The following is a 14,901-nucleotide window of genomic DNA, read 5'->3' on the forward strand; positions in this document are numbered from 1 at the left end:
TCCCTGTGTATGAGTTATATGAGTCACTTTATGTTAGTGGCACATTATTGGTTTAAGGTTACATAAACCTTTTGTTCTTGATTAGTGTCATTAGTGTACGAAAAAGTGAAAGCTTTCTTTGAATATGCGTAACAAAGCTTAATTGATGTAACAAATTGTTTCAATTTATTACGGATTGTAATCACGAGGTAATGGTGCGCAAGTAAGATTGCGTGAACATAAAGATTGCCACTTTTTAATAAGCAAGGAAGAAAAGGTATGAATACTGGAAAGCGAGTGGATGTAGCTGTGATAGGAATGTCTTGCCGGTTTCCGGGCGCGGACAATTATGAACAATATTGGGATAATCTTTCTAACGGTGTTTGTTCAATCGATGAGGTTCCGGCTGATCGTTGGGACTGGAAGAAATATTTTGGCGACCCAAACAAAGAAGAAAACAAAACCAACAGTAAGTGGGGTGGCTTTCTTCCAGAGATAGACCGCTTTGATGCGCAGTTCTTTGGAGTCTCTCCCAGGGAAGCGGTGTGGATGGATCCACAACAGCGATTGTTAATGGAGCTGACTTGGCAGTGTATAGAAGATGCAGGGTATTTGCCAAAGGAGTTGGCCGGTAAAAACGTGGGTGTATTTTTGGGTGTGGGCGGGTTTGACTATCAAGAGCTTCAAAACCGACACTGTTCGGTTTTAGAGGGGCATCGCGCCACCGGAGTGTTTAATTCGATATTGGCTAATCGTCTTTCCTACTATTTCAATTTTCACGGACCCAGCATTCCGGTTGATACAGCATGTTCCGGTTCCCTTGTGGCCTTGCATTTAGCCGCCAATGCCATAGCAAATGACGAATGCGAATCAGCCCTGGTGGGTGGTATCGGTTTGTTTATGACGCCCAGTAACTTCATATCTTTTGCTCAAATGGGCATGTTGTCACCCACCGGACAATGCAAAACCTTTGACGATGCGGCAGACGGTTATGTTAGAGGCGAGGGCTGTGGATTGATTTTTCTGAAGCCTTTGAATTCTGCTTTGAAAGACGGTGATGACATTCTCGGGGTAATAAAAGGTAGTGCGATTAATCATGGTGGAAGGGCTAAGTCTATAACGGCACCAAACGCTATGTCCCAATCCAAAGTAATTACAGCTGCCTTTAAAAGCGCAGGTTTTGAACCGCACACCGTAAATTATATTGAAGCCCATGGAACCGGAACCCCGTTAGGTGACCCTATTGAAATACATGGCCTAACTCGTGCGTTTCGCCAGCTGTCAAAATCATATAAGCAAAAGCCGAATAATCAAAGCTGTGGTTTGGGTGCGGTGAAAACCAATATTGGACACCTGGAGCCGGCTGCCGGAATTGCCGGTGTTATAAAAGTGTTGTTAGCAATGAAAAACAAAATGCTACCTGCTAATGCCAACTTCGACAAAATCAACAGTCGAATCAATTTAGAGAATACACCTTTTTATGTGATGGACAGAAACAGGCAATGGCTACCGGTTAAAGATTCCTCGGGTGAACAGTATCCGTTGAGGGCTGGAGTCAGTTCATTTGGATATGGTGGAGTCAATGGTCATGTTCTATTGGAGCAATCTCCCTTGCAAATTTCGTCAAAGACAACCGGCAGGAGGTCGGATAACAATCAGTCCGAGGGGATGGGGCTGCTTTGCATGTCTGCCAAAAATCCGGATTCATTGCAGAAACTGGCTGAATCTTACCGCAATAAACTATCTTTGGAGAATATAAGCACAATGGATTTGTGTTATAGCGCCAACACCAAGCGTACCCATATGGATAGAAAGATAGCTGTTTTAGCCGGAAAAAATTCTGAGTATGCAGCTGCAATTAGTGCATTTCTAAACGGTACGTCCAACGAAAACTTGATAAGCGCAAGCGGAATCCGAAATGGAAAACTGGGGTTTTTATTTACCGGGCAAGGAGCGCAACTACCACAAATGGGAAAAACGCTTTATCGAAACTATCCGGTTTTTCGCCAGGCTGTGGATATGTGCGATTCCATACTGCATAAACTAATGAACGAGTCTATCAGGGAAAGAATGTTTGCCAAGGATGGCGCTTCTTTATCGCTGACTCAATACACTCAACCGGCCCTGTTTACTTATGAGTATGCCATGGTGCAATTATGGACATCTTTGGGTGTGAAACCGGAGGTATTGCTGGGGCATAGTATCGGTGAATTTGTGGCGGCGTGTGTCAGTGGTGTTATTTCACTGGAAGACGCGCTGAAGTTGGTGGCTAAAAGGGGCGAGTTGATGGGCAGATTGCCCAGTGACGGTGGTATGTTGGCGGTTATGACATCTGCAGAGCAGGTAGAGAAAATCAGCGATGGAAACTTGTGGGGCCTGGACGTGGCAGCAATTAATGCGGATGATTCGATTGTTTTATCCGGTGCGATGGCGCAGGTGCAGCAGGCGAAGGTTGCATTATCGGAGCTAGGGGTGGAGTCCAGGCAGTTGGAGGTATCGCAAGCGTTTCATTCCGGATTGATAGAACCGATGTTGGATGAGTTTCGTGTTGTGTTGGAATCGGTACAGTTTAATGATCCTAAAATTAAAATTATTTCCAACCTCAGCGGAGAAGAGGCTGGACAAAACATGTGTACCGTTTCTTACTGGTTAGACCATATTCGCAAACCGGTTTTGTATGCCGCGGGTATTAAAAGTGCATTTGCAAGTGGTGTTCATACCTTTATAGAAGTGGGGCCTCAGCCCATTCTTTCCGGCTTAACGCTGCGTAATGCGGGGCCGGACAATTCCAAGACCGTCTGTATTCCCAGCGCCGGCAAATCCACCGACGAGAACGCTGCATTTTTACGCGCAGTGGCTACTGCTTATGTGGAAGAATGTTCCCCGGATTTGTCCAAATTGAATTACGGTCCAAGTGTTAAATCCATCAAGTTACCGCTTTATCCCTTCTCCGGTAATCGTTATTGGATCGATTTGGGCGCTAAAAACAGTATTTTGGATTCCGGTGCCGGGTTGTCGCACACAAATCAAGACGATGCGCGGCTACCGGTATTGGGGCGACACGTAGAGTTAGCTCGTCCACGAAAATCTGAATATTTTTATGAATCACTTTTACCTGACGACATGGGTGCATATTTGCTGGACCACAAAGTGGAAGGGCAATCCGTAATGCCTGCTGCAGGATACATCTGCCAGTGCTTGGCTGCAGCGGCTGAGTCGGGTTTGGTGCCGGAAGGTGAATCTGTCAATTTGCGGGAAATAAAATTTCACAAACCCATGATCTTTGATGGCAACAGTTTGCGTTCACAGATCATTGTGGAGCAATCCGATACCGATGCGCTTTATCATATTCATATATATTCCAAGGTTAAGGATGAGCCCAGCTGGACCGAGTTTGCGTCGGCTACCCTTGCGCATACGAATGAGATTAATTTCTCCGCAGTGAAAGAAAGTCAGAAATTCAGCGAGATTCAAGATCTGGAGAGCTATTACCAAAAATTACGGGAAATCGGCCTGCAATACGGTAATGATTTCCGGTCTTTGAAATCACTAAGCGTGGGCAATCGTTTGGCTACAGCAGAATTAAGCATCCCGGATGGTGTGTCCGCCCTGGGACCCCGGAAATTGAATTTGCATCCAGTGATTTTGGATGGTGCGTTTCAAATGTTGGCGGCATTGGTCAATTTGGAAGACCACCCGGGTAAAATTCCTTTACCGGTGGAAATGGAGGCTTTGCAAGTGTTCAGCGATTGTCCCGACCGGGTGCAGGCGCAATTGCAACTGCGTGAGAACTCAAGGGGTGATCACAATTCCTATCACGCCGATATCACTCTTCGGGATATGAAAGGACGAATTATCGCTCAGGCCGGTGGATTGAAAGTGATGTGGGTGGAAAAACAAGCCATTTCCTCTTCTAAGGATCTGCTGCTTAACAGTTGCTTTACACCGAAATGGCGTGCAATTCCGACACCGCTGCAATCAGAATCCAACGTATTGGCAGACTCCGTCTGTTTCTATACACCGCAAGCAGAACCGTTAATGGACTTTCTGGAAGGCGACGATACGTTCGGTGTTTTGGTTAGGCTGGCAAACAACAATAAGAAAATATCAAGGAATCACTGGGAAGTGGATAGCAGCAGTTCCACCGCGATTGTTGATTTACTGACCCGGATTCCACAGTCTCAAAACTTGTTTTACTTAAGCAGTCCACAGGTTGATGTTGACTCAAATGACATAGTGGTAAAACGCACAGGAAAAGCGCTAATCGACAGGGAGTTGAAACCCCTATTCCACTTGCTCAAAGAGCTGGCAAATACCCGCAGTGACCAATCTATGAAACTTCACATGCTCAGCGCCAACAGTTGTGCGGTGTTGCAAGGTGAAACGGGCAATCCTTTGGTCTCGGCTCAATGGGGATTGATTCGTTCTGTGTGTAACGAAATCGGGTCTTGGCAGGCAACGAATCTGGATATCGATATTACCGCGGCGAAAAATGGCACGGCGAAAGTAGTAAGAGAGTCTGTGCGCCGGACTTACCCGGGATTTCCCTTGGGGCTGGCAATCAGAAATGGCGAGTTTTATGCGCGGGAGTTGGTGCTTGCGAAGACTGATGTCAACTCCAACAGTTTAACGAAAACGGGCCTCAATCCCAGTCCCTACAAGGATGAGGGGGTCTATGTAATTGCCGGGGCGGGTGGGATTGGCTTGGAATTAGCCAAAACCATTGTCAGTGATGTCTCTGCCAGGGTAATCCTGTTGGGCCGATCGCCAATGAATGTTGAGATGGAACAAGTGTTACTTGGTATCAACGACCAGAATAGAAAAAAGAGAGGAGAGATTCACTATCTACAGGGCGATATAACCAACTTGTCCAGTTTACAGGCGGCTGTTTCACAAATCAGTGAACGTTTCGGTCCGATCACCGGTGCTGTCCATTCCGCTGCCGTCGTACAGGATAAAAGTATTGTTAATATGACGGAAGATATGTTGGATAAAGTTTTGTTGCCTAAGGTTCTGGGTAGTGAAAACCTTGCCTTGGCTCTAAAGGACCAGCCTTTGGACTTTATACTGTTTTTCTCTTCCGCCATGTCTCTTTTGGCCTCGTCCGGTCAGGCAAACTATATTGCTGCAAACGCGTATATGGATGCATTTAGTCAGGCACTGGAACAACAAACGGGTGCTTCGGTGCGAACCATTAACTGGGGCTTTTGGGGCGAAATCGGTGTGGCGGCTGATAAGTTCTATCACGAACGTTTTGCTTCGCAGGGTGTTTATCCTTTGAGTACTGCAGAGGGCATGGAAGCCATTCGTCGTTGTTTGCTGGGTCAGACACAACAAATAGCGGTAGTGAAAGCGACAGCGAATGTATTGCAACAGATGGGGGTGAACGAACCTGGGTTGTCAGCTCAAATAGCATTATCTGTTTCAGAGGCCGAGTCCGCAGAACAGGCTCTGCTCGATTTGCCGGATGTGGAATCGCTGGCACATTTATCCAATGACGAACTTTCTGTGGAGGTACTCTATGGTATTTCCAGGATCATCGGTGATGTGATGCGGGTGGATGTGCGTAGCGAATTTGGAGACATCCCGCAACTATTGGAAGTTCGATTAACTTCCTTGGGGATAGACTCACTGACTACTGTGGATTTGCGCAACCGGGTCAGAGCCTGGTTGGGTGTGGAAATTCCCGCTGAGCTGCTAATCGGTGGAGGAAGGATCAGTGAAGTGGTTGAGTTAATCAATCAAAAACTTCTGCTGCAGCGCATCAGCCGAACTGCATCCGTTAACAATGATGAAAAGGAAGAAGCGGAGGTATTCGTTCTATGAATATGGCTATAAGTCTAATGAGCGTACTGCAACGGTGTCAGCAATCGGGTGTCGCTTTAAGTTATGACGGAGACTCTCTGAAAGTAGAGGCACCAAAGGGTGCACTGAGTCAGGATCTGAAACAGGCTTTGGTAACACACAAAACCGATTTGCTGAATTGGTTGAAAGAAAGCGATGAACCGCAATCGGTGGCGCAGGAGACCTGTAGTGCCGATTCGGAAAATCTGTTTGAGCCGTTCGCAATGTCGGATCTGCAACGCGGCTTTTTCATGGCTGAAGATCCTTTTATGGAGTTTCATGTCAGGCCTCACTACTATATTGAAAAAAACATCGATAATCTGGATGTGAACCGTTATCGGGCTGCCTGGCACAAAGCTCTGGCACGGCACAGTAAGGAGATCGTGATCGTTCGAGACGATGGGAATCTGCAACTAGTGAAAGATCCCCAGCCCATGCCCTGTCGAGTAAATGATTTATCCAACTTCACCGCTGCGGAAGTGAACCGGGCTTTGGTGCAGACCCGAAAGGAAATGATGCGCGCTGAGCTGCCATTGAAGCAATGGCCGTGGTTGGATTTGCGTATTAGTGTATGGAATGAAGCCGGTCGCAGCAAAGCCAGGATTCATTACAACCACAATAACTTTTTCTCGGACGGTGGTGGTACCACAAAACTTCTGCAGGAGGTGGATCAATATTATAGTGATCCGGATATAGAGAAACCACCATTGCGCATAAGTATTCGAGATGCTCTATTACATCTGGAAAAAATGGCGTTATCCGAAACAGGGCAAAAAGACAAAGCCTATTGGGAAAGCCGTTTGCCCACCTTGCCAGGGCCACCTGCCTTACCGGTACTCGGTAATGTTGATCGGCGGCGTCGGTCCGAATTGCATAGACGCGAATTTTTTATGGATGCTCAGAGATGGGCGCAATTTAAAGAGAGCGCCAGGCGCAACGGTCTAACGCCCACCGGTGCCATTAGCGGTGCCTATGCCGAAGTGATAGCAGCCTGGAGTAATCAATCTCACTTCGTCATCAGCAATATGGTGACACGACGTTTGAATATGCATCCGGATATATGGGAAGTTTTGGGCAACTTTGCTTCGCTTTATCCCCTGGAGATAGATTTGAGCCAAGGGGACAATTTTGCTGCTCGGGCATTGAATATCCAACAACAAGTTATGAAAGACGGGCAGCATTTGCATTGGGGTGGTATGCAGGTGATGCAAGCGTTGAATCAGAACAAAGGCGGATTTGGTCAAGCACCGATCCCATTTGTCATCGGCAGTGGTTTATTCATGAAGGGTTTTGAGCGCTCCGATTTCAGCTGCTTGGAAACCTGTCAAGTGATGTTGGATCATCAATTTTGGGAATTAAAGGACGGATCCTACTATTACGTCTGGGACTTATTAGAAGAATATTTTCCGCCCGGTATGATTGATGATATGTCGGCCGCCTATTTGAATTTGATTCACCAACTGGCAGAAAATCCGGAGTTGTGGACAACATCCCATTTTGAGTTGTTGCCGCTGAGGCAGCAAAGCGTTCGTGAAAAACGTAATCGTGATGCGGCCAAAGTTTGTGCCGGCCTGGAACGACTGGAGCAATTTTTGCCGGCAGTATGCCAAACCTACCCTAAGAAGAAAATCGTACAGTCTCCTCAAGGTTGTTTGACATACGCAGAATTACTGCAACACAGCACGAACCTGGCTGCCGTATTGGCCAAACACGGTATCAAAACACAAGATGTTGTGGCGGTGATATGTGACAGGGGGCCGCAATTGCTGGCAGCGGTGTATGGCACACTGATGGCGGGTGGGGCTTATGTGCCTGTCGATCCTGCTTTACCGCAGGATCGTCGCGATACCATATTGGAAAATTCCAAAGCTCGTGTGGTTTTGGTACAAGACCGTTATAAGGACCTGCAGTTACCACCCGGTGTTGAGTCTATAAATATAGAAACGACAGAAACCGGCATCTGTCAGGCACCTGCTCATACCTCGTCGTTCGATTTGGCCTATGTGATTTACACCTCCGGCTCCACGGGTCGACCGAAGGGAGTTATGATCGAGCATAACGGCGCTATCAATACCATAGAGGACATAAATACACGCTTTAGTGTCAATTCCGCCGATACCGTTTTTGGCGTGTCATCCTTTGGATTTGACTTGTCAGTTTACGATTTGTTCGGAACTGTTGCTGCCGGAGCAACGTTGGTTTACCCGGATGAGAGCAATACGTTGAATCCGTCTCATTGGCTTGACCTTATGTTGCAACATCATGTCACGATATGGAATTCCGCTCCGGCGCTGGCGACTTTACTTGCGGATGCGGCTGAATATCGCAATGTGAAATTACCTCACCTTCGTTTGGTTTTGTTGAGCGGCGACTGGATTCCTCTTGATTTACCGCAACGACTTAAGACGATTGCACCAGGCGCTAAAGTGGTCAGTTTGGGAGGCGCGACTGAAGCATCGATTTGGTCCATTTTGTATGAAATAGACGAGGTTGATTCACAGTGGAGCAGTATTCCTTACGGCTACCCAATGAAGAATCAAAGTTGGTATGTGCTGGATCAGTGGGGGCGTCCGGCCCCGGAATGGACGCCGGGAGAGCTATATATAGCAGGAAAAGGATTGGCAAGAGGGTATTGTAATGATGAAGAAAAAACTCAAGCGGCCTTTGTTAATCATCCTCTCAACGGAGAACGTTTGTATCGCACCGGTGATATGGGGCGCTATGTACCCGGGGCGCTGATAGAATTCCTGGGTAGAAACGACAACCAGGTAAAAATACAAGGGTATAGAATTGAGCTTGGAGAAATTGAAACGGTATTAAGCAATCATACCTGCGTGTCCGGTGCAGTTGTAGTCGTGGACAAGCAGACGGGATCGTCAGACAGACTATGTGCGTTTGTACAACTGGAACCGGGTAAAGAGTTTTCCGAACCCGAACTGAAACGCCATATACAGGCCAAGCTACCCCAGTACATGATACCGTCTTCAATACAGACCATCGAGCAATGGCCGCTCAGCAGCAACGGCAAGGTGGATCGCAAAGCACTGGTAGCCGGTATCCAAACAGACTCGAACATTCGTTCGAACCCATCACTGGAGCAGGAAGTACCTGCAACGGCAATGGAAACTACTTTGCTGAAAATTTGGCAACGTGTATTGCCGGGTAGAGTGTCAGGTGTCACTGAGGACTTCTTTGCTTTGGGAGGCCAGTCCTTCGAAGCCATCCAAATCGTCGGTCAGATAAGAGAAAACACAGGTGTTTCCCTGTCGCTTGGCGACATCTGGCAGGCACGCACCATACGCGAATTGGCGTGTTTAATTGAGAATGCCGGACAGCAACAACAGTCCCGCATTGTTGTTCCTATCGATTTGACCGGAGAAGGCAATCCCATGTTTCTGGTGCATCCCGCCGGAGGTCAGGTCTTGTGTTATAGGCAACTTGGTGGCGGTCTGTCACGCCCTGTATACGCATTTCAGGCGCCGGGCATGGATGGAGTGAATCAACCTTTATCCGACATCCGTGCAATGGCGCGTATCTATGTAGAGCAACTGGTGAGAATCCAAGAAACAGGGCCGGTGCTATTAGGCGGGTGGTCGTCAGGTGGCTTGATTGCCTACGAAATGGCTGTACAACTGCTTGCTTTAGGCAGGGAGGTGGAGGGTATTGCCGTTATAGACAGCCCTGCACCCTTAAATCATGATCCTGTATCTGACAAATGTATGGTCGAGTGGTTTCTCACTGATCTGGACTTGGCGTCTGCATTTTACCAGGCCTATGACAAAGTGGAGTTGGGATGTGAGACAGAAGAACAGCTGTTGCAGAGCGCGTTCAAGATAATGCAGCAACAGAATATCGAATTGGCATCCGACCCGGTTCAACTAAGAAGGATCTATGGCGTATTCAAAGGTATTGTAAATGGTAGTCGCAATTATAGCGCCACGCCGGTTAACTGCAGTATGTTGGTATTGCGTGCGGCGCAGGGATGCGTAAAAGAGTTTGCTCACCATCCGTGTGCTGATGATGTGACCTGGGGGTGGAGTAATCTATCCGGCGGCCGCATTGAAGGTGCCTCTGTAGAGGCCACGCACTACACTATCCTGTCTCAAAGAAATACGCATTCGGTATTGACGGTGGTGGAACGCTGGCTGCAATCCCTGGAAAAACCTGTGCCACTGGAAGAAAACTTGGGAAGTGCAATGTGATACAGGGCGGGAAAGTATTTCCATCGCGATAGCCGACTCGGAAAACTCCGAGGCCACAGAATGACAAACAGAATTTAATGCAATAGGAGTGCATGACAATGGAAGAATTATTGGTTAGCGTAGCCCGTGCCGGAATACAATTGGAGATTTCCGGGAACGATTTGTGTGTCAAAGCTCCGGAAGGAGCACTGACAGATGAGTTGCGTCAAGGTTTGCGTCGACATAAGGCAGATCTGTTGAAATTGTTGAAATCGGAGTCCCGTACTGAAGAAAAGTTGCCCGTATTAGTACCTGATGAGAAAACCCGCCACGAACCGTTTCCGCTCACCGATTTACAACATGCTTATTGGTTGGGGCGAGATGGCTTTATGGAAATGGGTAATGTTGCAACGCATTTATACGTTGAATTGGAATGTGAAAATCTGGATGTTCAGCGTTTAAACCTAGCTTTAAACAAGATGATAGCCAGACACGATATGTTGCGCGCAATCGTTGAGAAAAACGGACAGCAACGCATTCTGCAACACGTCGAGGAATATCAAATTTCGGTGAATGATTGCAGTGGTGTGGGAGATGAAGCTATTGCTGAGTCTATTGATGAAGTACGTGAAGCCTTATCACATCAGGTTTTTGTGGCCAGCCAGTGGCCCTTATTTGAAGTCAGGGTTAGTCAACTGCCACAATCCAAATCCAGGTTGCATGTAAGTCTGGATCTATTGATCCTGGACGCCTGGAGCATATTTCTCTTTTTTAAAGAATGGCATCAGATATACCAAGAGCCGGGACGAAACGATCCTCCCTTTACAATTTCTTTCCGCGAATATGTTGTGGCGGAAAAGGCTCTTTTGCAATCGCCTGCTTACCACCGGGCACAGGACTACTGGTTTAGTCGTCTGGACTCCATACCCGCTGCACCACAGCTGCCTATGGTGATAGATAAAACCTCACGGGATAAACCCCGATTCGTTCGCCGAGAGTCCAGGTTGGATCGAGAAACCTGGAACAACTTGAAAAAGAGAATTCGCAAGGAAGGACTGACACCATCGGCTACGCTGTTGGCGGCATACTCGGAAATACTGTCTCGTTGGAGTCAGGAAGCACATTTTACATTGAACGTTACAATTTCCAATCGGTTGCAAATGCATGAAGAAGTAAACCACATACTGGGTGATTTTACTTCGTTGATAATGCATGAGGTGGACCGTCGCAATGGTGACTTAAGTTTTATAGAGTTCGCCAGGCAGCAACAAAAACTTTTTGCCTCGGATCTGGAACACCGCGAGATAAGCGGTGTCAGCGTGATGCGTGAGTGGGCGAAACGTCGAGGTTTGTCCATGCAGGCAATTATGCCGGTGGTATTCAGTAGTGGTTTGATTTGGAGCGGTGATGATGAAGTTGGGAACCTGGAGCAGTTTGGCAGGAAAGTATACAGCATAAGTCAGACCTCTCAGGTGTGGCTGGACCACCACGTAATGGAATTGGATGGGGAATTGGTGTTTGTGTGGGATGCGGCCGAGGATGTGTTTCAACCTGGTGTTTTGGATTCCATGTTCAGTAGTTATTGTCAAATGGTTCGTCGACTGGCATTGGACGACTCTGCATGGGATAGAGTTAATTTGACCCAACTTCCGGACACAATGTTATCGGTTCGCCAAGAAGAAGTTGCAAATAGCCAAGTCGATAATATGGCATTACATGCCGGGTTTGTTGCTAATGCGTTGAGCAAGCCGGACGACATTGCACTCATCGCGCCTCAACGTACACTAAGTTATGGGCAGCTTCTGGGTGAAAGTGCGTGTTTGGCCAAACAATTGATTAATCTTGGGGTGCGTCCGGGGGAACCCGTGGCTGTTTTGATGCGTAAAGGCTGGGAGCAGATTGTAGCGGTCTACGGTATTTTAATGTCTGGTGGAGCTTATATGCCTGTGGATGCCGACCTGCCGATGAGACGGCAGCTGGACCTTTTGGCTTTGGCCAAGGTACGCTATGTCGTGACCCAAGCCGGCGTCGCCAAAGAAAATATATGTCGTGCTGAGTTTCAGTGTATAGAGTTGCAGGCGGAAACCACTGAAACATTGAACGACTCTTTAATTCAGTCGTTGGACGTTGAGACGACTCAACTCGCATACATTATTTTTACCTCGGGTACGACCGGTGTCCCCAAAGGCGTCATGATCGATCACTATGCGGCTAACAATACGATTACCGAGATCAATAAACTGTACGGAGTGGAAATGCAGGATCGTGTGTTGGGGGTGTCGTCTTTAAGTTTCGATCTATCCGTTTACGACATATTCGGTTCACACACAGCCGGGGCGGCATTGGTATTGCCTGATTACAGTAAAGGCCATGATCCGGCTCACTGGGCTGATTTGATTCAGCAACACCGAGTCAGCGTATGGAATTCTGCACCGCAATTAATGCATATGCTATTGGAATATCACGGATTGGATATGCCCGCAGAAGAGCATCCTTTGTTGGGTTTGCGAACCGTTTTACTCTCAGGTGATTTCATACCATTGAATGTACCGGAACGTTTACATGCAATAAATCCCTCTATGGACGTTGTGAGTTTGGGAGGCGCCACGGAGGCGGCAATTTGGTCCATTCATTATAAAATTGAGGAGATGGATCCCAAATGGAAAAGCATTCCCTACGGGAAGGCCTTGCCCGGTCAGAAAGTCTGGGTTCTGAATCAAGGACACCAGGTATGTCCGGACTATGTACGGGGACGAATATATATTGGCGGTGCAGGTTTGGCTCTTGGGTATTGGGAAGATGAAAACAAAACCAATGCCAGTTTTAAGATTTCACAGACCACCGGAGAACGAATCTACGATACCGGTGATTTGGGGTACTACCGTCCTGACGGCAACATCGTGATAGAAGGGCGGGATGACGGTCAAGTCAAAATTCGAGGTTATCGCATAGAATTGGGCGAAATTGAAACGGTCTTGAGACGCTATCCCGCAGTATCCCAGGCCGTGGTGTCAGCGCTAAGTGATGAAAAGGGTAATAAACAACTGGTCGGATATATTGAATGGCAATCGCAATTAGATGTTATTCAGGATGACGCGCCAATGGAATCGATTAAGGCGTTTTTGGCTGAGTACCTACCGGAGTACATGATCCCAAAACAACTCGTTTCATTAGAGCGCATTCCCGTCACAGCCAATGGGAAAGTGGATTATAGTGCGTTGCCCGACTCCTTTGATCAAGCCGTAATGGCCAGAGAGACAGTTGGGCCGCGTAATGAGCTTGAACAAACAATATTGAATGCTTGGGGTGGCGTGATATCCGGTTGTGAGCTCGGTGTTACGGACAATTTTTTTGAACTGGGCGGGGACTCTGTACTGGCAACGCAACTGGTTCGGGAAATTAACGAAACCTTGCCCGGGTTTCAATTGGAAATGCACGAATTGTTCGAAAACCTCACGATAGAGTCTTTGGCGGTATTGTACGAATCAAGACGGGAGGAAAGTACATACATCGAGCAGCGGGAGGAATCAGACAACGGATTCATGGCAAACAAAACCAGATTGGAAAATCATGTAGACCAATTGTCACAGAGTATACGGAAGATTAAGTTACCGTTGACCGAAGCGTCAACCGGAGCACCCATCGGCGGTCATTCGGTTTTTCTTACCGGTGCAACCGGTTGGGTCGGAGCGCATGTCTTGTGGGAGTTATTGGTGAAAAGCAACTCAACTGTCTATTGTTTGGTTCGAGCTGAAAATACCAATATAGCTCACAAACGGATTCTGGATGCCATGTCCAATTGCCATCTTGTGCTGAACAGTGAGCAGAAAAGCCGGATCCGCGCCCTATGCGGAGATTTGTCGCAGCCACTACTGGGTATGTCTAAGGCAAAGTGGGATCATGTATGTAGTAAAGTAAGTACCATTTATCATTTGGGGGCGTCAGTCAGTGTATTGATGGATTACCAGCGCCATAAATCGGTAAATGTGGATTCCTTGTCCGAACTGGCCTTATTGGCAAGTCACACTCGATTAAAATCTATTCGCTACCTTTCTCCTATGGCGGTATGTAGAAGGAATATCAACGGCAAACTGGTGGTGTTGGGCGAAGAACGAATTCAAGACAGCCCGGATGGTTTGTTAACACCCTATTCTCAGTCGAAATGGGCGGCGGAAATGCTATTAAACACCATGATACAAGTCGGGATACCCGTGAAAATCTACCGAACTTCACACGCACTACCGGCGTTTAACACGGGAAGCGTCAAACCCAATGATACCTATTGCGAAGTGTTGAGTATCGCCTGTAACGCAGGCGCGGTTCCGGACTGGGAGGATTCAGGTGTATTTGGTGTACCGGTGGATATTCTCTCCAGCCTGATAGTTAAGAACGCAATTGATGAAGATGGTTTCAGCGGCGTGGTGCATCTGGAAAATCCGGAACCCCTTAGCTTGAAATCCGTATTGCAACAGTTGATGTCGAGCACTTTGGATGAAAGTAGTAACAACGGTGCGCAATTGCGCTTGTATACGCTGCAGGAATGGAAACAAAAATGTCTGGATAAGGCAGGAAGCATAGGGGAGGCGCAAGGTTTACATGGGACGTCTGCGCAAGGAAGCGCATCGGTCGGAAACATGGGAATGGTGAAGTCTTTGTTTGAAGAACGTCGTACCGGAACCGGTGTGGAAAACATGTTTGCCCGACATCACATCGACGTCGGTTATTTGTCGAAAAGTAAGGATGTAAACGTCATACGGAATATGGTGCCGGCTGAGTATTGGAAAAAAATGACTCCTCTTTTATTTAAACACAGTTCCGGAAACCAGGAAGTAAACAAGTCTGTTTTAAACTCATGCTGCGATGACGCTTCGCAGGTTATGCAAGTCAACTGATCAAT

At 47.4% G+C, this 14,901-nt stretch carries 3 protein-coding genes; all 3 read left to right on the forward strand.

Annotated features, from left to right (window positions below):
* Positions 1–258: 258 nt before the first annotated feature.
* The 3 genes from OEY58_06610 (at position 259) to OEY58_06620 (ending at position 14,896) form a co-directional block, all read left to right on the forward strand.
* Entirely contained in the window at positions 259–5,805 is a 5,547-nt protein-coding gene (locus OEY58_06610; protein MDH5325116.1) for an SDR family NAD(P)-dependent oxidoreductase, read from the forward strand.
* Positions 5,802–10,025, forward strand: coding sequence for an amino acid adenylation domain-containing protein (locus tag OEY58_06615; GenBank protein MDH5325117.1), 4,224 nt, complete (start codon positions 5,802–5,804; stop codon positions 10,023–10,025). Before OEY58_06610 ends, OEY58_06615 begins: the two co-directional genes overlap by 4 nt.
* A gap of 98 nt (positions 10,026–10,123) precedes the next feature.
* Positions 10,124–14,896: an amino acid adenylation domain-containing protein gene (locus OEY58_06620; protein MDH5325118.1), complete on the forward strand. Its 4,773-nt coding sequence runs from the start codon at positions 10,124–10,126 to the stop codon at positions 14,894–14,896.
* The last annotated feature ends 5 nt before the right edge of the window (positions 14,897–14,901 follow it).

The organism is Gammaproteobacteria bacterium (assembly GCA_029882975.1).
GTDB lineage: Bacteria > Pseudomonadota > Gammaproteobacteria > SZUA-152 > SZUA-152 > JAJDNG01.

Bases quoted from the DNA above. Each gene is read 5' to 3' on its own strand.
- OEY58_06615 (MDH5325117.1), top strand. From the start codon at position 5,802: ATGAATATGGCTATAAGTCTAATGAGCGTACTGCAACGGTGTCAGCAA.
- OEY58_06610 (MDH5325116.1), top strand. From the start codon at position 259: ATGAATACTGGAAAGCGAGTGGATGTAGCTGTGATAGGAATGTCTTGC.
- OEY58_06620 (MDH5325118.1), top strand. From the start codon at position 10,124: ATGGAAGAATTATTGGTTAGCGTAGCCCGTGCCGGAATACAATTGGAG.